A 21173-nucleotide genomic window follows, 5' to 3' on the forward strand; every position below is an offset into this window, starting at 1 on the left:
GTGGAGACGCAAGATGATCAATCCTTCTGAAGTTGGCAAATCCGGCGAGATGGTTCGCCTTCGCACTCTCGAAAGTATCTGGGTTCAGGGTAAGCTCCGCATGTGGGGCCGCTGGTCTTATATTGGTGGAGGCTCTGGCGGAAACATGTTCAACCAGTTGCTTGCTTCCGGGAAAATTACCAAGACCGCAATTAACGATGCACTGCGCCGCATGAAAAAATCCGGCATCACTAAACCTGAGCTGGAAGCATACCTGCGTGAAATTCTCGACAGCAAAAACAAAAGCGGCTTGGCGTTCTGCTCCGACGAAGAGGGCCTTAAGGTGGATGGTGTTATTGCTTCGGTCCTGATGAATGATGAATACCGTGGGTTGTATGGCGTAATCGTTGACCGTCACCGGCTGCGTAAGAGCAAACTGAAGATGGCCAACGAGCTGAATGCAAAACACCCTGACTGGACACTTATCACATGCCGCCGCCGAATCGATACATGGGTAAGTTTGGCAGAATCGATCCTGTATGCGCCATTATGTGATGCGTTTGGCACAAATAGCGACAGATTTAAGTTGCAGAGTGAGCAAGAAAGTGCTTAAATTGTGTTAGGCTCGGGACAGTAAAGCGTACTGAGCAACAGAACAATACATAAACCCGCCAACAGTGCGGGTTTTGTGATCTAAGAGCGAGCTATCTTTTTTAAAAAACTTATAATTGCTATTCCTAGACGATTGGGATTGAGCAAATGTGTATTTTCGAATTAGTTCTTCCTGGCACGCATATAAACTTCATTGATAGGGAACTATCTTGGAAATTTGAGCATCTTTTATACCACCTTGAATCTGCGTTTTATGAAGCCAATATTTCTTTAAATTTATTTGAAGCGGAAGTAAGCAAGCAGACAAGAGGTGGAGGTTTCTCCAGGGAGAAATGGAATGATGATTTTCAAAAACGCCAAGCGATGGAAGAGGAAGTCCGAAGAGAATTTGGGCTTCAACCTTATGAAAGACATGAAGAAGTAATGTTTGAGGCGGATGCAAGGATCAAAAGAGAAAAATGGCGCTCAGGTGAAATACCTACAAGTCATCGAAATCAATTGATTAGCATATATGCAAAATCATTTATTTATGCCCTTGATACTATTGATAAATTCTTAGGAGTCATTTCAAAGGAGGAAGGCGCTCCAGCTGGAGTTGCAGATGCTCAAGCTCTGATGGGTAAATATTTCCCTGATTTAAGAAAAGTCAGGAACTCCGCCCAGCATTTAGAAGATAGAGCTAGAGGTCTTGGGGCTGGTAAACAACCAAAACCTTTAGATCTTAAGCCAGTCGACAATGGTTTTGTATCAGCCCCCCAAGGGGCGTTAATGTTGAATAACATATTAGGTACCAAATACGGATGCACCATGGCTGATGGTAATTATGGTGAAGTGGACGTGTCCGTTGAATCGTTAAAAAACTTACAAATTATAGTTCAGAGTGCATTTAATTCTTTTGATTGGCTTGGAATAAGACAGCACCTTCCAAGATAACATATTAATTCGTATATCAAGGTCGCTAATTTAGCGGCCTTTTTTTATCCCCTCATTCTGAGAGGACTCACGGCAATAAGAGGGGGCTCAATGTCCGATCCTGTTTTTGGCACTACGGTAGTTGCTGGTGGTCTGATGGGGGCCAGCATCTTCGGTCTGGCAACCGGCATAGATTACGGTGTGGTGTTTGGCGCATTCGCTGGTGCGGTGTTCTACGTCGCTACGGCGGTTAATATCAGCCGCCTTAAGCTGGTAGGCTACTTCATCACCTCATTCATCTTCGGCGTTATCGGCGCTCCACTGCTTGGTTCTTACTTCTCCAAATGGACGGGGTATAGCGACAGGCCACTTGATGCGCTGGGCGCGGTAATCGTAGCCGCTATTGCTATTAAGCTGCTGACATTCGTCAACAGTCAGGATTTGGGTAGCCTGTTTGGAATTCTCTCACGTTTACGTGGTGGAGGGGCCAGCAATGGTAACAAGTGATCCGAGTGCGATGGCAAACGCAATTATCTCTGCTGTTATCGTTATTGCACTGATGTTCTACCAGCGCGGCGGGGCGAGACATCGCCCTCTGATATCGCTGATGGCTTATTTCACGGTGCTGGTATACGCCAGCGTCCCTTTCCGTTACCTGTTCGGCCTGTACCATGAATCGCACTGGTTCGTGGTGCTGGTGAACGTCCTGATATGCGCCGCCGTGCTCTGGGCTCGGGGAAACGTGGCGCGCCTGGTTGACGCACTGAGGCACTAATGAACCAATCACAATTTCAAAAGGCGGCTGGGCTAAGCGCCGAGTTAGCTGCGCGCTGGTTTCAGCCAGTCAGTGAGGCGATGAAAGAGTTCGGCATAACCAAGCCGGTAGACCAGGCGATGTTCATTGCTCAGGCAGGGCATGAATCAGCTGGTTTCACCCTGCTGGTGGAGAGTTTCAACTACCGAATAGCGGCACTAGCGAACTTCATTCGCGCTGGACGCCTTACAGCAGACCAGGCTAACGCTCTTGGCCGTCGACCTGAAGAACGTACATTACCGCTCGAGCGCCAGCGCGCCATTGCTAACCTGGTATACAGCAAACGCATGGGGAACAACGCTCCCGGAGACGGCTGGTTATACCGTGGGCGTGGACTTATCCAGATTACTGGCCTCAACAACTACCGTGATTGCGGGAACGGGCTGAAGGTTGATTTGGTTAAGCAGCCTGAGCTTTTAGCCGAAGACGTTTACGCAGCCAGAAGCGCGGCGTGGTTCTTTGCTACTAAGGGATGCCTGAAGTATTCCGGCGACCTGATGCAGGTGACGAAGATTATCAACGGCGGAACGAACGGACTGGAAGATCGGCGAGCTCGCTTCGGCCAGGCTAATACGGTGCTGGTATGAAAAAGTGGCTGCGACTCCTACTCCCGCGATGGGAGACAGATACGGTTGTTCTTCAGGAAAAAGGCAATGAGCTTCATATCGTCTGCAGCTATGACGATATCGATCCCGGCGAGATGTTTGACGGTATGTGCGAGCTTAAGACCTTCACCTGGCTGAACTGGTCTTTCCCATCAGGGGAGCCTATGAACGTTCGATCCTTTGAACCGAAGGTGGAAGCATGAGCACAGTGCAGTTAATCATCACGGTAGCAGTAGCGATTCTTGGCGCTATCGCCGCCGCTTTTGGTATTGGTCATTCACGCGGCACCAGCAAAGCGGAAGCCAAAGCAGACCAGCAGCGCACCGAAGAAAAGGCCGCAGCCACCGAAGCAGTAGCCGAACGCCGGGTAGAGACAACGAAAGAGGCCAGCAATGTACAGCAGACTGTTAACCGCATGCCTGATGACGATGTTGATCGCGAGCTGCGTGACACGTGGAAGCGTCCCGGTGGTGGTTGATACCGCCTGTGACTGGGTAAAGCCGATCTACCTGACGGATCACGACATCGACGTACTGGACCGCCAGACGAAGAAAGACATCCTGGCGCATAACAAAGCGTGGCAGGCGAACTGCCACGCAACGAAAGATTAATCTCTCATGAAGGCTGCTTTTCTTGCAGCGCGGAACCCTTCTTCTTCTTCGCAGCTTTCGCATAGCATGCTATCGAATTGATAGCATTGAAGCAGTCTTTCGTTTTCAATCGTACTTGGGCAATCGAAGTAAGTACCATTCTCTCCATCATATTCGTCAAACCAACCTTGGCAAGGCACGTTTTCTATAAGGGGGAGTAAAGCATTTTCATAGAGATACATTTGCTTTTCTGAAAGGTTATCAAGATTGCCTTGACCTACAATTTTTTGGGCAACACCCCAAACATTGTCTTCATTTAGTTTATTCTCATTTGCAGACTCTCGAATAAGTTCTTCTTTATTTTGGACTAAATATCTAAGCACTTGAATGCTCATAAAATCTCCATTTTATGTGTTGATACCCATTAGACAAAACCATCCGAGAATAGCCCTCAAATCAGGCGCTAATCAAATCTATTAACTTATTGTTTGATCTACAAGCGCATCGCACGCGCACATCAAAGAAAGTCTTTCAGCTGTGAGCCTGGGCAAACCGTTAACTTTCGGCGGCTTTGTCGTGCGACAGGCTCACGCCTAAAAGGAAAATCAAATGCAGGTCACTATTGATGGTGTCCCGTATGCGCCCGCCTGCGCAATTTCATCGCGGATTGGCATTGCAATAACTACGCACCAGCGCGCCGACGTTCTGAAAAGAGCTATCGAACAGCACATGAAGCACCTGCCAGCTGGTGCGCTGGTGGTTGTTGTGGATGATGGTTCGAAACCTGCAGCGGAAGTTGCCCACGGCGTGCAGCTGCTTCGCCATGAAACATCACTCGGCATTGTTGCTTCGAAGAACGCCAGCCTGTCAGCCCTGATGGATGCCGGGTGCGAGCATCTGTTTTTATGGGATGATGACGCCTGGCCTATCGCTGACGATTGGCACCTCCCTTACATCGAATCACCTGAGCCGCACCTGGCTTACCAGTTTCTGGATCTAGCTGGTCGCAATAAGCTGAACGACATGGCGGAGCTGTACCGTGATGGTAAGCATGTTGCTTACACCGGTCAGCGCGGGGTGATGCTTTACTACCACCGCAGCGCCATCGAGAAGGTTGGCGGATTCGATCCGGTATACGGTCGCGGCATGTACGAACACAGCGATCTCGCCCTGCGCATTCATAACGCTGGATTAACTACGTGGGCTTATGCCGATGTAACTGATTCAGAAAAGCTGATTCATTCTCTTGATGAGCATGAGGCCGTAGAGCGTTCGGTACCGAAACCAGACCGGCAGGCGCTGGTGGAACGTAACGTTAAAATTCACAACGAACGGCGTGATGCCGGCTTTACCAGTTACGTGGAGTATCGGCGGCAACGCGACGTGGTTATCACTACTCTGCTGACCAGCCAGCCTGACCCGCAGCGCGGTACGAAAATGCTGGCCTCACCTGACATGCTGAGCAAATGGGCGGTATCGCTGCGCAACTGTGGACGTATTGCGCTGGTGGATGAACTGCAGACAGCCCCGGCAGACGTTGAGCTGTACCGCGTTCCTGACGTGAAGATGAACGTCTACTTCCGGCGCTGGCTGCACATCTGGCAGCATCTACGCGATCACCCTGAATACCGGTTCGTCTGGTGTACCGATGGTACCGATGTCGAAATGATTCGCGCGCCATGGGATGAAATGCAGCCCGGGTATGTTTACGTCGGTTCCGAACCGAAGACCTACGCCGACACCTGGGCAAAGCAGAATCATCCTGAGCGTATCTATCAGGAGTTCATTGAAGCGCACCGCAATAATGTGATGCTTAACGCTGGTCTGCTGGGTGGCAGCCGTGCTGATGTAATGGCGTTCGCTCACGGCATCATCCGTCTTTACTACCGGATCGAAAGTTATCGCTTCTGGAAGAAAGAGCAGGCTGGCGCTGCGGTGGGTGACATGTTGGCGTTCGGTATTGTCGCTCATTTATTCGCAGGAAAGGTGATCACCGGACCTCAAGTGCACACCGTTTTCAAAACTGATGGGATCGGTAAGGAGGCCGCATGGTGGAAACACAAGTAACGATCAATATCTTTACTGCTGTAATGCACAAAAATAGCTTTTACATTCATGCCGACACGCGGCAAGCGTTCTGGATAAATCTTAGCAGTACGCTTGGATGGGGCAAATTTGCATTAATCCGCCCCTCCGACGAATTTAGCCCTACAGGAGGACTTTTTGAATTAGTTGAATTGCGCTCGGCAGATTCAGAGCCCCCTGAGTCAGTAGCTGTAGGGTCAAATGTTTTATGGCGTCTGCCGGAAGCTCTCGAAGTTTTGAAATCAATCCATTCTTCTGATCTTCAGGCATATTTGCAACCCGAATTATGTCCTCAAGGGCAGTTATAGTGTCATTGTGAAGTCTTACAGTTTGAACTTTCAAAATGGCACTTAAACCGCCATCATCCAGCAAGAAATCTATACCTTTCTCGGTGATGTAACATGAGTGTGAGTTAAAACTGTATTTAACGCCTTCACCTAAAGTCTGACTTTTTATTAGCGGATTACTTATCAATCCATGCATTTCAAGATATAGAAGACATGCAATAAAATGGTCTTCATCTTGAAATTTTTCAATTAATTCAAGCTCCTGTGGGTATGTTAATGAACGAGGTGCACAGTCTACTAAAGCATTCAAAACCTCAAGCTGCAGAGTTCGATCGTATTTTAGTGTTTTATCCATTAATCCACTCCTTAATTATTTTTATGAGATTAACTCAAACTTGTTAAGCACAACACCCTGATAAACAGACAGTAACCGCCATTGTGCGGTTTTTTTATTGGAGATTCGCTGGTGGCTGAAGACATAAAGTTTGTGGTGGTCGGCCATCACATCCGCTTAGGACAAGCGCAACGGCTTGCTGCGCTGCTGGATGCTCACCTGCTGGTTGATGATGGTCATCACGGCGCTAACTGGAATCATCGGCGCGCTATCGAGTGGGCAGCCGAGCAGCCTTGCCGTGTAGTGATACTGGAAGACGACGCGCTGCCGGTACATGGATTCACCGAAAAGGTAGCTGACTGGCTGGCTCGTTTCCCTGACGACATGCTGAGCTTTTATCTCGGCACCGGCCGACCACCGCAGTATCAGAAAGAGATAGCAGGCTGGCTAATTGTTGCAGATAAGTCACGCGCAGACTTCATCACGCTTCAGCGGCTGATACATGGCGTGTGCTACAGCATACCGCCTCAAAGCGTCAGCCGTGTGCTGTCTCAATGGGACCGCAGCAAGCCTGCTGATTATGCCGTGGGTGATGCCTATGGTGGCGCTGTTGTCTATCCATGCTACTCGCTGGTGGATCATGCCGACGGCGAATCGGTTGAGCGTCACCCCGATGCGGCGCCACGCGCAGAGCGGCGCAGAGCGTGGAGGCTTGCGTGAATAAAGAGCCTCGTATCTACGGCAGCAAATGGGATAGAGAGCGCCTTGTCTTCCTTCGCGCCCATCCACTCTGTGTGATGTGTCAGGAGCAGGGAAGGGTGGCAGCAGCAACGGTAGTTGACCATATCACCCCTCACAAACTTAAAGAGGCGCTCCGTTCTGGTGATGCGGCTGCCATAAGCAAAGCCCAGAAGCTCTTCTGGAGCCGTAGTAACTGGCAGGGACTGTGCAAGCAGCATCATGACTCAACGAAGCAGAGGATGGAGAAGAGAGGTTCCATCATTGGCTGTGACGAGAGCGGCATCCCCCTCGACCCGACGTCGCACTGGTTCAAACGATAACGTTTCTCATGTGTTCCGTTCCCCGAAGGGGAGGGGGAGGGGTAAAAGTTCAACCCCCCTACCGCAAATGACCGCCGCTCGTGCTTTTTGTGCATAACCGCGAAATGAAAAGTTTTTTTCCGGGAGGTCCGATGGCAGGACGACGCCCGAAACCGACCCACCTGAAAGTGGTAACCGGTAACCCGGGCAAACGAAAACTCAACGACAAAGAGCCCACTCCGGCGCGAGAAATCCCTAGCCCTCCTGAGCACCTCACAGACTGGGGAAAGGTGGCCTGGGGAAAGTTAACCGTGCTGCTGGACGGTATGGGGATTTTGACCATTGCCGATACGCTGGCGCTCGAACGTCTCTGTGATATTTACGCCGACATTCTGCAGCTGCGCCTGACAATCGCCGATGAGGGGCGAACGTACACCGTGCAGACAGAAGGCGGATTTCTGATCAAAGCGAATCCGGCTGTCGCCATGCTGGCAGATGCCGATCGCCGTTTTAAAAGCTACCTGGTTGAATTCGGTCTCACTCCGGCCGCCAGAACGAAGGTGAAAGTTGATGGTGGAGAAAAAGAAGAAGACCCGCTCAACCAGTTCTTCGGTTGATCCCGCAACGCGATACGCGATGGATGTGGATTCCGGTAAGGAAATTGCCGGACCAGATATTCGAAATTCCTGTAAACGTCACCTTAAAGATTTGGAATCCTGTCACGCACGCGGGCTGGTGTGGGATCCTGCAGCTGCGCAGCGCGCCATCGACTTTTTCGCCAAAGTGCTGAAGCTGAATGGCGGTGAGCATGAGGGAAAGCCCTTCAATCTGCTGCCGTGGCAATGCTTTATCGTGGGTTCGATATTTGGCTGGAAAAACTCGGATGACTATCGCCGATTTCGAATGGTTTACGTCGAATCCGGGAAAGGTTCCGGAAAGTCACCGCTGGCAGCGGGAATAGCGCTTTACTGCCTGGTAGCCGACAAAGAGCCTCGCGCTGAAGTGTATGCTGCGGCCACGAAAAAAGACCAGGCCATGATCCTGTTTCGTGATGCGGTGGCGATGGTGGACCAGTCACCGGCGCTGGCGCAGCGGATCAATAAATCTGGTGGTGCCGGTAAAGAGTGGAACCTGGCTTTTCTTCAGACGGGATCTTTCTTCAGGCCCATCAGCTCTGACGACGGGCAGTCAGGACCGCGCCCGCATTGTGCCCTGATTGACGAGATCCACGAACACAAAAACAACCAGGTCGTTGAAATGATGCGCGCTGGCACGAAAGGCCGTCGGCAGGCGTTGATTTTCATGATCACCAACAGCGGCCACGACAAAACCAGCGTCTGTTATGACTATCACGAATACGGGCGAAAAGTTGCTGAAGGATCTATTGAGGATGACAGCTTCTTTTCATTCATCTGTTCGCTTGATGAGGGTGAGGACCCGTTCAAGGACGAATCCTGCTGGAAGAAAGCTAATCCGTCGCTTGGTCACACCTTCACAGACCGTTATTTGAGGGAACAGGTCACCCAGGCGCGCGGCATGCCGTCGAAAGAAAGCATCGTTCGCCGCCTCAACTTCTGCCAGTGGGTTGATGCTGATAACCCATGGATGAGCAGCGATGTGTGGATGGGGTGCGAAGAGGATTTCGATCTCCATGAGCTGCAGGGTGAAGAATGCTTCGGTGGCCTTGACCTTTCCGGAAGCAGGGACCTTACCGCCCTTGCGCTGTTTTTCCCGAAAAAAAGAAAGCTGCTGGTGGAATTCTGGACCCCAAAAGACACACTTTTGGAGCGTGCAAAAACGGATAGGGTGCCTTATGACGCCTGGGAGCGCGACGGGTACATCCACACCACGCCAGGCAAAGCGGTGAAGTATGGATTTGTTGCCGAGCGTATAGCCGACCTTTCCCAGATGTTTTTTATCAAAGCGATCGCCTTTGACCAGTACCGCATTAAGTATCTTGAACCTGAGCTCGAAGAGGCCAGTGTATCGGTCCCTTTAATCCCACACGGTCAGGGATATTACAAAGCCCAGGAGTCAGGGTTGTGGATGCCGCACTCTATCGAGCTTTTCGAACAGCGGCTTGACGACAGCGACATCATCATAAAAACAAACCCCTGTCTGCGCTGGAATGCAGCATCCGCTGTGACTGAAGCGGACCAGAAAGAAAACCGCATCTTTGCCAAGAAGAAAAGCACTGGCCGTATCGATGGCGTGGTGGCTTCAGCTATGGCAATAGGAGCATCTGAAGGTGATGTCACTGACGAAGGTGATATTGACGATTTCTTCTCACAACCGTTGAGCATGTGATGGACGATTCAAATTACAGCATTGATCTGCGCACAAATAACGGCTGGTGGGCCCGGGTAGCTTCGTGGTTCGTTGGTGGACGGCTGGTAACACCTGAACAGGGCTCACAGACCGGACCTGTTTCAGCCAGCGGCACCCTGGGCGATTCACAAATTACAGATGAACGCATCCTGCAGATATCGACCGTCTGGCGATGTGTTTCTCTGATTTCCACGCTGACCGCCTGTCTACCCCTGGACGTGTTCGAAACAGATAAAGAGGATAACCGTAAAAAGGTTGGCCTGAACAATCCGCTGGCCCGCCTGCTGCGCTACTCGCCAAATCAGTACATGACGGCGCAGGAGTTCCGTGAAGCCATGACGATGCAGCTGTGCTTCTACGGCAATGCTTACGCCCTGGTTGAGCGAAATAGCGTAGGTGATGTGGTCAGCCTCCTGCCGCTGATGTCTGCCAATATGGATGTCCGACTTGAAGGAAAGCGCATTGTTTATCGTTACCAGCGTGACAATGAATACGCCAATTTCTCACAACGTGAAATTTTCCATTTGAAAGGCTTCGGCTTTAATGGCCTGACCGGTCTATCTCCTATTGCACATGCCTGTAAATCAGCGGGCGTTGCGGTGGCAATGGAAGACCAGCAGCGAGAGTTTTACGCCAACGGCGCCAAATCTCCCAAAATTCTGACGACAGGCGATCGCGTGCTGACCAAAGAACAGCGCACGCAGCTGGAAGAGAACTTCAAGGAGATTGCTGGCGGCCCGGTGAAAAAACGCCTCTGGATCCTGGAAGCGAACTTCCAGGCTCATGATATTGGCGTCAGCCCGCAGGATGCCGAGACGATGGCTTCCAGAAAATTTCAGGTAAGTGAACTGGCGCGGTTCTTCGGCGTTCCTCCGCATCTGGTAGGGGATGTTGAGAAGAGTACCAGCTGGGGATCAGGTATTGAGCAGCAAAACCTGGGATTTCTGCAGTACACCCTGCAGCCGTATATATCCCGCTGGGAGAATGGAATCCAGCGCTGGTTACTGAAGCCAGAGCAGGTTGGTGTTTATCATGCTGAGCATAATCTTGATGGGCTTCTTCGTGGCGACTCAGCGTCACGTGCTGCTTTCATGAAGGCCATGGGGGAAGCTGGTCTGAGAACCATAAATGAAATGCGGCGACTTGATAATTATCCGCCTCTTCCTGGTGGTGATGTTGCGATGCGACAGGCGCAATACGTACCAATAACCGATCTCGGCAACAACAAAGAGCCCCGCAGAAATGACGGGGCTTAATTTTTATGGGGGCCATGATGGCTGACATCATTAAAACGCTGTCTTTCGACGAAACGGAGATCAAGTTTGCCGGCGACGGAAAGCAGGGCATTTTCGAAGGTTACGCCTCTGTCTTCGGTAACACCGATTCGGATGGAGACATCATCCTACCGGGGGCATTCAAGAAGACACTGGAGACACAGACCCGCAAAGTGGCGATGTTTTTCAATCACCGCGAGTGGGAGATCCCGGTGGGCAAGTGGGACAGCATCCAGGAGGACAGCAAGGGCTTATTTGTTCGCGGTCAGTTAACACCAGGGCACAGCGGAGCCTCTGACCTGAAGGCCGCCATGATCCATGGCACGGTTGAAGGTATGTCCATCGGTTTTTCGGTCACCAAAGACGATTACAGCATTGGCGTTAACGGTGGCTACATCTTCAGCAACATCTCCTGGCTGAAAGAAATCAGCGTCTGCACTTTCCCTGCGAACGAGCTGGCGGGTGTGGATTCGATGAAAAGTATCGACGGGATAGACACCATCCGTGACGTGGAGTGCTGGCTGAGGGATTCAGTCGGACTGAGCAAGTCACAGTCAGTAGGGCTGATAGCCCGTTTCAAATCAGCCATTCGGAGAGAGTCTGAAGGCGACCCAAACAAACCCGATATCAGCGCTCTGCTAAAGAGCATCAACGACTTTAATCCGACTAAAGGAAAATAAAATATGTCAGAACTCGCACAAATTCAGAAAGCCCTCGAAGAATCACAGTCCAAGCTGCAGGGGCTCTTCGATGAGCAGCGAAAACAGATCGAACAGAACGGTACCGTGTCAAAACAACTGCAGGACGACATGGCTAAGGTTAATGAAGAAATGACCAAAACCGGTCAGCGTCTGTTTGATCTGGAACAGCGTCTTTCATCTGGACCGGATAACCCCGGAGAGAAAAAATCGTTCTCTGAGCGTGCTGCCGAAGAGCTCACTAAATCCTGGAACGGCAGCAAGTCCAGTTTTGAAGCGAAAACCTTCAATAAATCTCTTGGTAGTGATGCTGGTTCGGCTGGCGCACTCATCCAGCCGATGCAGGTGCCTGGCATCATTATGCCAGGGCTTCGCCGACTGACCATCCGTGATCTTCTGGCACAGGGGCGAATCTCCAGCAACTCTCTTGAATATGTTCGTGAAGAGGTGTTCACCAACAATGCGGCCAGCGTGGCGGAAAAAGCCCTTAAGCCTGAATCAGATATTAAATTCAGCAAACAGACGGCGAACGTTAAAACCATCGCCCACTGGATCCAGGCATCCCGCCAGGTGATGGATGATGCGCCGATGCTCCAGTCCTACGTCAATAATCGCCTGCTTTACGGTCTGGCACTGGAGGAAGAACGACAGCTGCTGAATGGTGATGGTAGTGGTGATGACCTGGAAGGTATCAACCATGTGGCAACTGCCTATGATACCGCCCTGAACGTTTCTGGTGATACGCGCGCCGATATTATCGCGCATGCGATTTTCCAGGTAACCGAGTCCGAGTTCAGCGCGTCAGGCATTATTCTCAACCCCCGCGACTGGCATAACATCGCGCTGCTGAAAGACAACGAAGGCCGTTATCTTTTCGGTGGCCCGCAGGCTTTCACCAGCAACATCATGTGGGGGCTGCCAGTTGTGCCAACTCGCGCCCAGGCGCAGGGCACTTTCACAGTTGGTGGTTTCGATATGGCATCGCAGGTCTGGGATCGCATGGATGCAACTATCGAAGTAAGCCGCGAAGACCGCGACAACTTTGTCAAAAACATGCTCACCATCTTGTGCGAAGAGCGCCTGGCGCTGGCGCACTATCGCCCGGCGGCACTTATCAAGGGTTCCTTCGACGAATCCGGCAGCTGATGGAGGGGGCGGGGAACCCCGCCCTTAATTAATGACGATAAATGTGCTTGATGTCGTTCCGATTGAAGAGCTGCGCCAGCATGTGGAAATGGATACCGATGATCGGGATTCCATGATCAAGCGTTACGCACAGTCCGCGCTTGAATACTGCCTGCGCTGGTGCGATGAACCTCGCTGGAAAGTGGCCGAAGATATTCCAGCACCGGTGGTCTCGGCAATGTTACTTATTTTTGGCGACCTGTTTGAGCACCGAACCAGTCAGACAGAAGTGCAGCTTTATTCAAATGTGGCGGCAGAAAATCTGATGTTTGCCTGTCGTAACTGGCGAGGTGAGGCTGAACAGGGGGAGGGCTCCTGATGGAACCTGGCCGACTCCGGCACCGTGTCCGGATAGAAGTAAAGACTGACGACCGTGACAATTTCGGTCAGTTGATTGGCTGGAAGAGTAAGGGCATTGTCGCGGCAGATATCCGCGCCGTTACCGGGCGGGATTTTATTAGTGGCAGCGCCGAACGCTCCAACGTTACCACAAAAATTTTCATGCGATACCGGGATGATATTCGGGCTACGGTTACTCGCTTTATTGAGGTAACAAATAAGGGAGAAGGACGCGTTTTTACTGTGACTGCACCGCTGCCCACGCGCGACAGACGCAATATTGAAGTCCTATGTATGGAGGATTTCACTCGTGTTCCCTGAAATAAAAAGCGCGGTAGAAGCACTTCTTGGCGTGAATGTTTATCCACTGATCGGCCCGCAAACGGACAGCGAATTTGTGACGCTACAGCTTATAAGCGATCCGCGGCTTGTCACTGGCACCATTCGCACGAAAATTGTGGCGGCTCGCTACCAGATAGCCTTTGTCTCTTCCCTCTACAGCAGGACAGAGGAAATGGATAAGAGTCTGTGGGCTCTCTGGGAAACTATACAGCACGGTCATATTGGTGGTTATCCCGTCCAGTACGTAGAACGGCAGGGAGTCCGGGAGAGCTTTGAACCAGATGACGGCGGTAAGTACCGGCGGGCGCGTGACTACATCTTTTACTGTCCGGAGGATGCAACATGATCCGAATGGAAGTTAAAGGTCTGCAGGAGCTGGAGCGCCAGCTCGAAGCTTTGGGAGAAAAACTTGCCGTTAAAGTGCTCGGCCAGGCAGGCAAGGAGGCTATGGAAATCGTCAGCGAGGACATGCAGCAGCATGCGGGCTACGACGAAAGCAGCCCTGGCCCCCACATGCGCGACAGCATCAAGGCAACCTACAGGAACCGCATGAATGATGCACGCTGGAATACAGTTGTGACTATCCGTGTCGGCCCGTCAAAAGAACACACCATGAAAGCACTGGCGCAGGAGTTTGGCACCGTTAAACAGGTTGCCAATCCCTTCATGCGCCCGGCGCTCGATTACAACCGCGCAAAAATATTGCGTGTTCTCTCGGTCCGTATCCGTGAGGGGATCGAAAATAACCGTTAAATGAGGATAGAATATGGCTGATAAAAGCTCACCGGAATACGCGATGCTTCCCGCGGGAACCATAGTTAAATGGGGAAAATCAGGAGAGGCAGTTACTGATTTCTTACCCCTGGTTAACTGTAAGGCACTTGGCGCTACTGGTGCGACCGGTTCCTTTGTCGACTGTACCACGCTGATCGACACCCAGAAGCAGTTCCTTTCAGATATGGCTGAAGGGCCGGAAAAATCCCTTGGGTTCGTCGATGACCCATCCAATACCAGCTTTACCGATTTCCTGAATGCTGCTGAGCAGCGCGAAACAGTGCAGTTTTATATTGAGCTGCCGAACGGTCGTACCGCGACGATGATTATGGCGCTCTCCGGCTGGCAGTTGAATGAAATCACCGCCCCGGCCAGCGAAGTAATTCAGGTTACGGTTAATGGCAAGCAGAACAACATCACCTGGGGCTACAACACGCCGGGTAGCTAAGCACCAACAGACGACATTACGCAAACCACCTTTTACGGCCGCTGCATTGCGGCCTTTTTAATGGAGAATTTTGATGGACGATCTTAAATCCAGCCTGCTTGCCCCGGAGAAAAGCCAGCACAACGTAACTATCCTCGGTGCCGAAGTCTTTATCCGACGTCTGACAGCCTTCGAGCTGGAGGAATATGACGAGAAACAGGCACAGCTGCGCGCGGAAAACAACTCTCTGGGTATGGCAATGTCCACCGCGTCATTCATCCTCAGCGCGATCGTGGATGAGAACGGCAACCCTATTCCGGCAGAAAACCTTCCGGCGCCCGATGAGCTGCTTAAAGCGCGCTCTAATGCATCCCTTATTGATGCCCTGCAGACCATCCAGCGCCATAGCTGGGGCTCTCTGGAGGAAGCGAAAAAAAACTGATGGACTCCCCCTGGCTGATGGCTATGTACACCCTTGCCGATCGCCTCGGGGAGCCGGACCCTCGAAAAATTGCCAGCCTTCCTGCAGATATCCTGCTCCACTGGCAGGCCTGGCTATCTCTCACCGGCCACGCCGTGGAATACACGCAGCCGGAGCTGCCAGTTCCGGTAACCACAATTCAACCTGCCACTGATCAGGCCAGTCAGTGCGCCGACGTTATGAGGATCCTTGGACAATGAGTGATGTTGCAAGCCTGTCGGTTGCCCTGCACCTGAATTCAGCGGCTTTCAAGTCGCAGATCACTGACGCATACGAAAAAGCAGGGCAGGCCAGCAAGAAATTCAATAACCAGGCGACGTCGCAGGCAGGCGAGCTTGAAAAAGCCATCGCGCGAACGGTAGCCGCGGCGAAGGGCATCGGGTTTCCTGCCGCAAACTCTGATGAGTTTACCGGGGTTACGCGTGGCGCCGGGCAACTGAATTATGTACTGCATGAGGTGGCCGCAGGGAGCAACGTTGCCAGCAGCAGCATCATCAACGCTTTGATCCCGGCTGTACACTCTCTAAAAGGCGAACTGGATAGCAGCGCTGGTGGCTGGAAGGCGCAGCAGGATGCGGCCCGCAAAGCGGCATCAGAGCTGGCCGATGCTGCTCAAAACCAGATCGCAGCTGCTCAGGCAGAAAAGCAGGCGGCGCTCGGCAAGGTCGCCATTGCTGAGAAAACCATTGCTGCTGCGCAGGCGCAGCGCGAGCAGGCTATTGCGCTTGACGAGTATTACGCAAAACAGGCGGCGGTTAATAAACAATATGGGCTGAACGTCAGCTACCAGGACCAGCACCTTAAAAATGAGCGCGCCATCATTGAGGCTAACCGTCTGGAAGCCGGTGCGCTCGAAAAACTGAAAACCGCAAAGGCGGCGGTGGCGGCGGCCGAGCTGGCGGAAAATGGCGGCAAAGCAGCACTTGTTGCGTCAACTGAGGCAGCTGCCGCTGCGAATACTCAGCTGTCAATCTCTCAACGAATTGCAGCGACTAGCAGCCGCGCACTGAGCTCAGCACTGAGCCTGCTGGGCGGGCCAGTCGGGATCGGCCTGACGCTGCTTGCTGCAGGTGGAACACTGCTTTACAGCGAGTTCAAAAAGGGTGAAGAGCAAACCAAAAAACTAAACTCCGCCATTCTCGATCTGAAAACGTCAGCGCTGATCTCCGCTGGTGAGCTGAAGCGGCTAAATGCAGAGCTCGGTGGTACGGAGACCTCTGTTGATGCGGTGACGGCAACAGCCAAAGCGGGCTTTAGCGGCCAGCTGTTGACCGACGTTGCCACCCTGGCGAATGCCTATGCGCAGGCAGGCGGTAATGCACAGGACCTGGTGACCCATCTTGCATCCCTGCGGGGCGATCCGGTCGCTGCGATGCAAAAGCTCACATCATCAGGCGTTGCGCTGAGTGATTCAATAATTAGCCAGGTACTGGCGCTTAATCAGCGAGGCGAGGCAGCCCAGGCCAGCCAGTTGCTGATCGATACCGCGATTCAGGCTGAAAAGGGGAGGCTTTCAGAGTTAGGTATTGAGGTAGACAAAACCTCAGAAACGGTGAAAAACCTCGGCAATACGTGGGGTACAGCAGGTGAGCAGGCTGTTATTGCCCTTGGTGGTGCGATCGATAAAACCCAGGAGGTAAATAAACGGCTGGGGAATATGGCGAGCCAGCTGGCTTCTGATATCGCTGCTGCAACCGCCGCAGCTCAGAATGAGCGGATTAAAAACAGCGCGGGTCTGAAAAGTTATCTTGATGCCGGTACAACTGCTGCAGAGAGGCGCGCCGAGGCCATCAAAAAACTCAATAATAGTATCTACAACACTGACTCTCAGGAATATCAACGGATTCTTAAAGGGATAAATGATGAATTCGACAGAGCCAGTAAAAAAGAGCATCCAAAGAAAACGGAATCAGGCCAACAGACCGAAGGTCAGAGACTGCTTGAGCAGGCTCAACAAAGAAATGCTGTCCTGAGAGAAGAGGCGTCTACCACCGAAGGATTGACCCAGTCAGCCCAGCAGCTGGTGGCCTTCAATGAAAAAATCGCCGGATTGAAAGGTCAGCAACTGACAAAAGCACAACAAAGCCTTGTCAGCATGCAGGAGCAGATTCGTTCTCAGCTGCAGTCAAACGTCGAACTTGAGAAAGAAGCTGCTCTTCGTAAAACCTCACTGAAATACCAGCAGGAGAGTAAAAAGTGGGAGGAAGAAGTGGCGGCAATGAGGCGTGAGGCAACGCAGAGCCTGCAATCCTACTCACAATCCGACAGGGAATTAGCAAACTCCCAGGCACGTATCGCTATTGAGAACCGTTTTAACCAGCGCCGAATTGCTCTTGAGAAAGATTTTACTGACCAGACATCTGCTGAGTTTCAGGCGAGGCTGTCCGATCTTGAATCAGCAAAGCAACAGGAATTAGAGATTGTTCAGCAGAGCAACGATGCCAAACTGGCCGCAGAGCGCGACTATTCTGCAGGGTTCAGGCGCGGCACGCTCAACTGGGTTGATAGCGCTCGTGATGCAAATAGTCAGTTGGCGACCTTCGCGACAGGGCTGTTTGATGGCATGACCGACTCCCTGGCTACGTTCGCCACAAGCGGGAAATTAAGCTTCCGGGAGTTTGCAACATCCGTACTTTCTGACCTGGCGAAAATAGCCACTCGTATTGCTCTTTCCAGCGCGCTTGAGAGCATTTTTGGTGCAGCTGGCTCTGCTTTTACTGGCGGTGCTTCAGCCGGTAGCACTCCTTCTGGTGCATACAGCAATGCTGCAGCGAATGTGAAATTCAACGCGAAAGGCGGCGTATACGATTCTCCATCTTTGAGTGCTTACAGTGGTGGCGTATACAACTCCCCACAGGTTTTTGCATTTGCCAAGGGGGCTGGGGTATTTGGAGAGGCAGGGCCGGAAGCGATCATGCCGTTGACCAGATCTTCTGATGGTTCTCTTGGTGTGCGTGCTGTCGGGGGAGGTGGACAACAGGCGGCCGCAGCACCTGTTGTTTATATCACCATTGAGGGAAACGGGAACACCAGCTCTCAATCTTCGGCTGGTTTCGAGCAGTTCGGCAAAGAGATCGGCAATTTTGTCACTCAGCAATATCGAAAATTGATACAGGCAGACCTCCGCCCTGGCGGGGCAATCTGGAACAGTACAAACGGGAGGCGATAATGGCGCTGGAAACCTTTAACTGGAGCCCTCGTGTTAATCCGAGTCAGGACGTCACCATGCGCACGCGTGAGGCACAGTTCGGGGACGGCTACACGCAGACTTCTGGTGATGGCATTAATCCTCGCTCACAAAGCTGGGATCTTACTTTCATTGGCATTGAGTCTTATATCAAAGCGATTAAGGAGTTCCTTGATCGCCATGAGGGCACCCGGGCTTTTGCCTGGAAGCCACCACTGGAAGATTTAGGCCTATTCCGCTGCAAACAGTACAAGCCATCTCCAATGGGGGGAGGCAACTGGTCGCTGACTGCTACATTCATCCAGGCATTTAAACCATGAGCTTAAACGCAGATTATCAGAAGCTGGAATCCGGAAACGATGTTCGTCTGATTGAGGTGGACGGTTATTCCTTTGAGCTAACGGACGTTCTCCGCTTTCACAATTACAGCATTCCCCACACAGAAGCGGAAATCATCGCCGCTGGTGGGGATGAGTCCAAGCTTCCGGCGAAACCAATCTGGTGGCAGGGAAATGAATATGCCGCCTGGCCATATCAACTGGAAGGTCTGGAGAAATCAACCAGTGGGAGCAATGCAACGCCATCCCTGACGGTTGCGAACATCGAAAGCTCCATTTCAGCCCTGTGTCTTGCGTATGACGATCTGCTGCAGGCGAAAGTCACTATTCACGACACAAAAGAGAAATATCTCGATGCCAGAAATTTCGCAGACGGCAACCCCACAGCAGACCCGACTCAGGAAAAGCTGCAGGTCTGGTATATCGACGGGAAAACGGGCGAGCTTGCCGGTGAAACCGTTGAATTTGTTCTGTCCAGCCCGATGGACCTGCAGGGGCAAATGATCCCGACACGACAGCTTCATTCCCTGTGTACATGGTGCATCCGGAATAAATACCGCTCCGGTGACGGCTGCGACTATGCCGGGACCAACTATTTCGACAAAAACAACAACCCGGTAAGCGATCCGTCGCTGGATGAATGCAACGGCACGCTGACGGCCTGCAAACTCCGATTCGGCGAAAATAACGAACTCTCGTTTGGTGGCTTCCCGGGCACGTCTTTGATCAGGAGTTGATATGCGTCAGAAAACCATTGATGCGATTATGGCGCATGCTGCAGTTGAATATCCTCATGAGTGTTGCGGCGTGGTGGCGCAGAAAAGCCGCGTTGAACGTTATTTCCCGTGCCGGAATCTTGCCGCGGCGCCGGAGGACAGTTTTGTCCTTTGCCCCGAAGACTACGCAGTTGCTGAGGATTGGGGAACGGTGATCGCCATCGTTCACAGTCACCCTGACGCCACAACGCAACCGAGCGAACTGGATAAAGCGCAGTGCGACGCAACGCTTTTACCCTGGCATATCGTGAGCTGGCCGGAGGGTGATTTACGCACCATCCAGCCGCGCGGAGAACTGCCGCTGCTGGAGCGTCCGTTTGTTCTTGGGCATTTTGACTGCTGGGGGCTGGTTATGAGCTATTTCCGCCAGAATCACGGCATTGAGTTACACGATTACCGGGTTGATTATCCATGGTGGGAAAACAATTATCCGGACAATTTCTATCAGGACTGCTGGTACGAGTGCGGTTTCAGAGAGTTCGACGGGCCTCCGCGGCCAGGTGATATGGTGATCATGCAGGTTCAGGCCGATAAGTGGAATCATGCGGGGATCCTGCTGGAAGGCAACATGCTGCTGCACCACCTGTATGGACATCTGAGCCAGCGGGTGCCGTATGGTGGTTACTGGCAGGAAAGGACGATGAAGATTTTACGTTACAAATCTCTGTGCTAACCTTTTGCAAAACCAAAGGGGATAGGGATATGAAAAAAACATTACTGGCATTTTCTTTGTTAATTATGGCTGGTTGTTCGACAGAGCCAGTTCTCCCGCAGTATGCAAAAGAAGTGTCAGCACCAAAAGAATTTCAACAGAAAACAAACACAACTGCCGTGACTATCATTCGCGATAAAGGTTTCGTTGCTGGTGGTTGCGCAATAACAACCTATATCAATGGTAAGTATTTGGCTGAACTTGATACTGGGGAAAAAGTCACTGCTTTCTTAAAGCCTGGAGATGTATTGATTGGAGCCGGGTTTGCTGGAAAAGGCCTATGTAATGGCGCACCCAAAAAAGAGCGGGAGTTTTCAATAAAAGAAAATGTTCCACGAGTTTTAAGGATATTTATCGACCAAAGTGGGAATGTGGACATCCTCCCGATGTCGATAAACTAGAGTTAATTTTCAATTCTTTAAGGCCACCTTCTGGTGGCTTTTTTATTGGGGTGAATCATGTCAGATGTAATGACACGCATTGAACTTGGCGGCGTTCTCGGAAAGACTTTTGGTAAAACACATTATCGCTCAATAAGCACAACCCAAGAAGCCTGCAAAGCCTTATCTGCTACGATTAATGGTTTTGAAAAATTCATGAATACGAGTAAGAAAAGAGGACTTTCTTATGCGGTTTTTCGCGGCAAGAAAAATATAGGCTTTGATGAATTAGGTTTTCCTGTTAAGGGCGAGATTATAAGAATAGTACCAGTGCCGATAGGAAGTAAAAAAGCAGGTGTTTTACAAACTATTTTAGGTGCGGTGTTAGTGGCTGTAGGGGTGGTATTAAATTTCACGCCATTTGCAGGTGCATCGCCATTTTTCTATCAAGCTGGTGGCGCTTTGATCCTTGGTGGTGTTGTCCAAATGCTATCACCTCAGCCAACCGGATTAGCCAGTAAACAAAGCGCAGATAACCGTGCCTCATACGCATTCGGTGGCGTGACAAACACCGCTGCTCAGGGCTACCCGGTACCTCTTCTTTATGGTTGCCGGAGAATCGGAGGAGCAATTATCTCAGCCGGAATTTATGTCGAAGATCAGCAGTAGATAAT

30 protein-coding genes are annotated in these 21173 nt (G+C 51.5%); 28 read left to right on the forward strand and 2 right to left on the reverse strand.

Translation table 11 applies throughout. From position 1 onward, the window contains the following. Positions 1–13: 13 nt before the first annotated feature. From AB8818_RS19945 to AB8818_RS19980, 8 genes are all read left to right on the forward strand, one after another. Positions 14–592 carry a DUF1133 family protein gene (locus AB8818_RS19945; protein WP_100170045.1) on the forward strand — a complete coding sequence of 193 codons (579 nt, stop codon included), beginning with the start codon at positions 14–16 and terminating at the stop codon, positions 590–592. A 146-nt stretch (positions 593–738) separates the two neighbouring features. Further along, entirely contained in the window at positions 739–1524 is a 786-nt protein-coding gene (locus AB8818_RS19950) for a hypothetical protein (RefSeq protein WP_371199984.1), read from the forward strand. Positions 1525–1614: 90 nt separating this feature from the next. Then, entirely contained in the window at positions 1615–2010 is a 396-nt protein-coding gene (locus AB8818_RS19955; RefSeq protein WP_371199985.1) for a phage holin family protein, read from the forward strand. Further along, positions 1997–2278, forward strand: coding sequence for a phage holin family protein (locus AB8818_RS19960; RefSeq protein WP_022648766.1), 282 nt, complete (start codon positions 1997–1999; stop codon positions 2276–2278). The genes AB8818_RS19955 and AB8818_RS19960 overlap by 14 nt, the downstream gene beginning before the upstream one ends. After that, positions 2278–2904, forward strand: coding sequence for a glycoside hydrolase family 19 protein (locus AB8818_RS19965; RefSeq protein ID WP_371199986.1), 627 nt, complete (start codon positions 2278–2280; stop codon positions 2902–2904). The genes AB8818_RS19960 and AB8818_RS19965 overlap by 1 nt, the downstream gene beginning before the upstream one ends. Beyond that, complete coding sequence (locus tag AB8818_RS19970; RefSeq protein WP_219998756.1) at positions 2901–3125, forward strand: hypothetical protein; 225 nt, start codon at positions 2901–2903, stop codon at positions 3123–3125. Before AB8818_RS19965 ends, AB8818_RS19970 begins: the two co-directional genes overlap by 4 nt. Beyond that, the gene (locus AB8818_RS19975; protein ID WP_371199987.1) at positions 3122–3400 is read left to right on the forward strand and encodes a hypothetical protein; all 279 of its coding nucleotides are present in this window, start codon (positions 3122–3124) and stop codon (positions 3398–3400) included. Before AB8818_RS19970 ends, AB8818_RS19975 begins: the two co-directional genes overlap by 4 nt. Beyond that, a complete protein-coding gene (locus AB8818_RS19980; protein ID WP_371200001.1) occupies positions 3351–3533 on the forward strand; it encodes a hypothetical protein in 183 nt (60 codons plus the stop codon). The genes AB8818_RS19975 and AB8818_RS19980 overlap by 50 nt, the downstream gene beginning before the upstream one ends. On the opposite strand, the gene AB8818_RS19985 is transcribed toward AB8818_RS19980, so the two are convergent. Then, the gene (locus tag AB8818_RS19985) at positions 3530–3907 is read right to left on the reverse strand and encodes a hypothetical protein (protein ID WP_371199988.1); all 378 of its coding nucleotides are present in this window, start codon (positions 3905–3907) and stop codon (positions 3530–3532) included. The genes AB8818_RS19980 and AB8818_RS19985 overlap by 4 nt on opposite strands. Before the next feature lie 214 nt (positions 3908–4121). Between AB8818_RS19985 and AB8818_RS19990 the strand changes: the two genes are divergently transcribed. Continuing rightward, positions 4122–5579, forward strand: a complete 1458-nt coding sequence (locus AB8818_RS19990) for a glycosyltransferase family 2 protein (protein ID WP_371199989.1) — start codon at positions 4122–4124, stop codon at positions 5577–5579. 141 nt (positions 5580–5720) lie between these two features. Here the strand turns inward: AB8818_RS19990 and AB8818_RS19995 are convergent, their stop codons facing one another. Continuing rightward, positions 5721–6239 carry a hypothetical protein gene (locus AB8818_RS19995; protein ID WP_371199990.1) on the reverse strand — a complete coding sequence of 173 codons (519 nt, stop codon included), beginning with the start codon at positions 6237–6239 and terminating at the stop codon, positions 5721–5723. A 111-nt stretch (positions 6240–6350) separates the two neighbouring features. Here AB8818_RS19995 and AB8818_RS20000 point away from each other — a divergent pair, with 111 nt between their 5' ends. The 19 genes from AB8818_RS20000 (at position 6351) to AB8818_RS20090 (ending at position 21168) form a co-directional block, all read left to right on the forward strand. Next, positions 6351–6938, forward strand: a complete 588-nt coding sequence (locus tag AB8818_RS20000; protein ID WP_371199991.1) for a hypothetical protein — start codon at positions 6351–6353, stop codon at positions 6936–6938. After that, positions 6935–7279: an HNH endonuclease signature motif containing protein gene (locus AB8818_RS20005; protein ID WP_047716573.1), complete on the forward strand. Its 345-nt coding sequence runs from the start codon at positions 6935–6937 to the stop codon at positions 7277–7279. The genes AB8818_RS20000 and AB8818_RS20005 overlap by 4 nt, the downstream gene beginning before the upstream one ends. A gap of 131 nt (positions 7280–7410) precedes the next feature. Continuing rightward, positions 7411–7875, forward strand: a complete 465-nt coding sequence (locus AB8818_RS20010; protein ID WP_047174718.1) for a phage terminase small subunit P27 family — start codon at positions 7411–7413, stop codon at positions 7873–7875. After that, a complete protein-coding gene (locus tag AB8818_RS20015) occupies positions 7829–9565 on the forward strand; it encodes a terminase large subunit (RefSeq protein WP_371199992.1) in 1737 nt (578 codons plus the stop codon). Before AB8818_RS20010 ends, AB8818_RS20015 begins: the two co-directional genes overlap by 47 nt. Continuing rightward, entirely contained in the window at positions 9565–10842 is a 1278-nt protein-coding gene (locus AB8818_RS20020; RefSeq protein WP_279992477.1) for a phage portal protein, read from the forward strand. Before AB8818_RS20015 ends, AB8818_RS20020 begins: the two co-directional genes overlap by 1 nt. 17 nt (positions 10843–10859) lie before the next feature. Continuing rightward, the gene (locus AB8818_RS20025) at positions 10860–11540 is read left to right on the forward strand and encodes an HK97 family phage prohead protease (RefSeq protein WP_371200002.1); all 681 of its coding nucleotides are present in this window, start codon (positions 10860–10862) and stop codon (positions 11538–11540) included. A gap of 3 nt (positions 11541–11543) precedes the next feature. Continuing rightward, a complete protein-coding gene (locus AB8818_RS20030) occupies positions 11544–12704 on the forward strand; it encodes a phage major capsid protein (protein ID WP_023315890.1) in 1161 nt (386 codons plus the stop codon). A gap of 31 nt (positions 12705–12735) precedes the next feature. Beyond that, positions 12736–13062 carry a head-tail connector protein gene (locus AB8818_RS20035; RefSeq protein WP_279992475.1) on the forward strand — a complete coding sequence of 109 codons (327 nt, stop codon included), beginning with the start codon at positions 12736–12738 and terminating at the stop codon, positions 13060–13062. After that, entirely contained in the window at positions 13062–13403 is a 342-nt protein-coding gene (locus AB8818_RS20040; protein WP_023315892.1) for a phage head closure protein, read from the forward strand. The genes AB8818_RS20035 and AB8818_RS20040 overlap by 1 nt, the downstream gene beginning before the upstream one ends. Further along, a complete protein-coding gene (locus AB8818_RS20045; protein WP_371199993.1) occupies positions 13393–13770 on the forward strand; it encodes a hypothetical protein in 378 nt (125 codons plus the stop codon). Before AB8818_RS20040 ends, AB8818_RS20045 begins: the two co-directional genes overlap by 11 nt. Next, positions 13767–14177 carry an HK97-gp10 family putative phage morphogenesis protein gene (locus AB8818_RS20050; protein WP_371199994.1) on the forward strand — a complete coding sequence of 137 codons (411 nt, stop codon included), beginning with the start codon at positions 13767–13769 and terminating at the stop codon, positions 14175–14177. The genes AB8818_RS20045 and AB8818_RS20050 overlap by 4 nt, the downstream gene beginning before the upstream one ends. A gap of 13 nt (positions 14178–14190) precedes the next feature. Continuing rightward, the gene (locus AB8818_RS20055; protein WP_371199995.1) at positions 14191–14646 is read left to right on the forward strand and encodes a phage tail protein; all 456 of its coding nucleotides are present in this window, start codon (positions 14191–14193) and stop codon (positions 14644–14646) included. Between the two features lie 73 nt (positions 14647–14719). Beyond that, complete coding sequence (locus tag AB8818_RS20060) at positions 14720–15067, forward strand: phage tail protein (protein WP_371199996.1); 348 nt, start codon at positions 14720–14722, stop codon at positions 15065–15067. Between the two features lie 235 nt (positions 15068–15302). Further along, on the forward strand, positions 15303–18275 hold the full coding sequence (locus AB8818_RS20065; RefSeq protein WP_371199997.1) for a phage tail tape measure protein: 2973 nt from the start codon (positions 15303–15305) through the stop codon (positions 18273–18275). Beyond that, positions 18275–18613 (forward strand): phage tail protein, encoded by a 339-nt coding sequence (locus tag AB8818_RS20070; RefSeq protein WP_088475345.1) that lies wholly within the window; start codon positions 18275–18277, stop codon positions 18611–18613. Before AB8818_RS20065 ends, AB8818_RS20070 begins: the two co-directional genes overlap by 1 nt. Then, on the forward strand, positions 18610–19368 hold the full coding sequence (locus tag AB8818_RS20075; protein ID WP_371199998.1) for a phage minor tail protein L: 759 nt from the start codon (positions 18610–18612) through the stop codon (positions 19366–19368). Before AB8818_RS20070 ends, AB8818_RS20075 begins: the two co-directional genes overlap by 4 nt. Before the next feature lies 1 nt (position 19369). Beyond that, a complete protein-coding gene (locus tag AB8818_RS20080; RefSeq protein ID WP_371199999.1) occupies positions 19370–20080 on the forward strand; it encodes a C40 family peptidase in 711 nt (236 codons plus the stop codon). A 29-nt stretch (positions 20081–20109) separates the two neighbouring features. After that, positions 20110–20520 carry a hypothetical protein gene (locus AB8818_RS20085; RefSeq protein WP_336222970.1) on the forward strand — a complete coding sequence of 137 codons (411 nt, stop codon included), beginning with the start codon at positions 20110–20112 and terminating at the stop codon, positions 20518–20520. 57 nt (positions 20521–20577) lie between these two features. Beyond that, positions 20578–21168, forward strand: coding sequence for a tail assembly protein (locus AB8818_RS20090; RefSeq protein ID WP_371200000.1), 591 nt, complete (start codon positions 20578–20580; stop codon positions 21166–21168). Positions 21169–21173 lie beyond the last annotated feature (5 nt).

It is taken from the genome of Enterobacter sp. KB-280D8 (assembly GCF_041399405.1).
Lineage (GTDB): Bacteria > Pseudomonadota > Gammaproteobacteria > Enterobacterales > Enterobacteriaceae > Enterobacter > Enterobacter cloacae_N.

Bases quoted from the DNA above. Each gene is read 5' to 3' on its own strand.
- AB8818_RS20040 (WP_023315892.1), top strand. From the start codon at position 13,062: ATGGAACCTGGCCGACTCCGGCACCGTGTCCGGATAGAAGTAAAGACT.
- AB8818_RS19990 (WP_371199989.1), top strand. From the start codon at position 4,122: ATGCAGGTCACTATTGATGGTGTCCCGTATGCGCCCGCCTGCGCAATT.
- AB8818_RS19985 (WP_371199988.1), bottom strand. From the start codon at position 3,907: ATGAGCATTCAAGTGCTTAGATATTTAGTCCAAAATAAAGAAGAACTT.
- AB8818_RS19980 (WP_371200001.1), top strand. From the start codon at position 3,351: ATGTTGATCGCGAGCTGCGTGACACGTGGAAGCGTCCCGGTGGTGGTT.
- AB8818_RS20020 (WP_279992477.1), top strand. From the start codon at position 9,565: ATGGACGATTCAAATTACAGCATTGATCTGCGCACAAATAACGGCTGG.
- AB8818_RS19995 (WP_371199990.1), bottom strand. From the start codon at position 6,239: ATGGATAAAACACTAAAATACGATCGAACTCTGCAGCTTGAGGTTTTG.
- AB8818_RS19960 (WP_022648766.1), top strand. From the start codon at position 1,997: ATGGTAACAAGTGATCCGAGTGCGATGGCAAACGCAATTATCTCTGCT.
- AB8818_RS20085 (WP_336222970.1), top strand. From the start codon at position 20,110: ATGAAAAAAACATTACTGGCATTTTCTTTGTTAATTATGGCTGGTTGT.
- AB8818_RS20060 (WP_371199996.1), top strand. From the start codon at position 14,720: ATGGACGATCTTAAATCCAGCCTGCTTGCCCCGGAGAAAAGCCAGCAC.
- AB8818_RS20025 (WP_371200002.1), top strand. From the start codon at position 10,860: ATGGCTGACATCATTAAAACGCTGTCTTTCGACGAAACGGAGATCAAG.
- AB8818_RS19955 (WP_371199985.1), top strand. From the start codon at position 1,615: ATGTCCGATCCTGTTTTTGGCACTACGGTAGTTGCTGGTGGTCTGATG.
- AB8818_RS20080 (WP_371199999.1), top strand. From the start codon at position 19,370: ATGCGTCAGAAAACCATTGATGCGATTATGGCGCATGCTGCAGTTGAA.
- AB8818_RS20065 (WP_371199997.1), top strand. From the start codon at position 15,303: ATGAGTGATGTTGCAAGCCTGTCGGTTGCCCTGCACCTGAATTCAGCG.
- AB8818_RS20050 (WP_371199994.1), top strand. From the start codon at position 13,767: ATGATCCGAATGGAAGTTAAAGGTCTGCAGGAGCTGGAGCGCCAGCTC.
- AB8818_RS20075 (WP_371199998.1), top strand. From the start codon at position 18,610: ATGAGCTTAAACGCAGATTATCAGAAGCTGGAATCCGGAAACGATGTT.
- AB8818_RS19945 (WP_100170045.1), top strand. From the start codon at position 14: ATGATCAATCCTTCTGAAGTTGGCAAATCCGGCGAGATGGTTCGCCTT.
- AB8818_RS19950 (WP_371199984.1), top strand. From the start codon at position 739: ATGTGTATTTTCGAATTAGTTCTTCCTGGCACGCATATAAACTTCATT.
- AB8818_RS20010 (WP_047174718.1), top strand. From the start codon at position 7,411: ATGGCAGGACGACGCCCGAAACCGACCCACCTGAAAGTGGTAACCGGT.
- AB8818_RS20015 (WP_371199992.1), top strand. From the start codon at position 7,829: ATGGTGGAGAAAAAGAAGAAGACCCGCTCAACCAGTTCTTCGGTTGAT.
- AB8818_RS19965 (WP_371199986.1), top strand. From the start codon at position 2,278: ATGAACCAATCACAATTTCAAAAGGCGGCTGGGCTAAGCGCCGAGTTA.
- AB8818_RS19970 (WP_219998756.1), top strand. From the start codon at position 2,901: ATGAAAAAGTGGCTGCGACTCCTACTCCCGCGATGGGAGACAGATACG.
- AB8818_RS20030 (WP_023315890.1), top strand. From the start codon at position 11,544: ATGTCAGAACTCGCACAAATTCAGAAAGCCCTCGAAGAATCACAGTCC.
- AB8818_RS20070 (WP_088475345.1), top strand. From the start codon at position 18,275: ATGGCGCTGGAAACCTTTAACTGGAGCCCTCGTGTTAATCCGAGTCAG.
- AB8818_RS20035 (WP_279992475.1), top strand. From the start codon at position 12,736: ATGACGATAAATGTGCTTGATGTCGTTCCGATTGAAGAGCTGCGCCAG.
- AB8818_RS20055 (WP_371199995.1), top strand. From the start codon at position 14,191: ATGGCTGATAAAAGCTCACCGGAATACGCGATGCTTCCCGCGGGAACC.
- AB8818_RS20090 (WP_371200000.1), top strand. From the start codon at position 20,578: ATGTCAGATGTAATGACACGCATTGAACTTGGCGGCGTTCTCGGAAAG.
- AB8818_RS19975 (WP_371199987.1), top strand. From the start codon at position 3,122: ATGAGCACAGTGCAGTTAATCATCACGGTAGCAGTAGCGATTCTTGGC.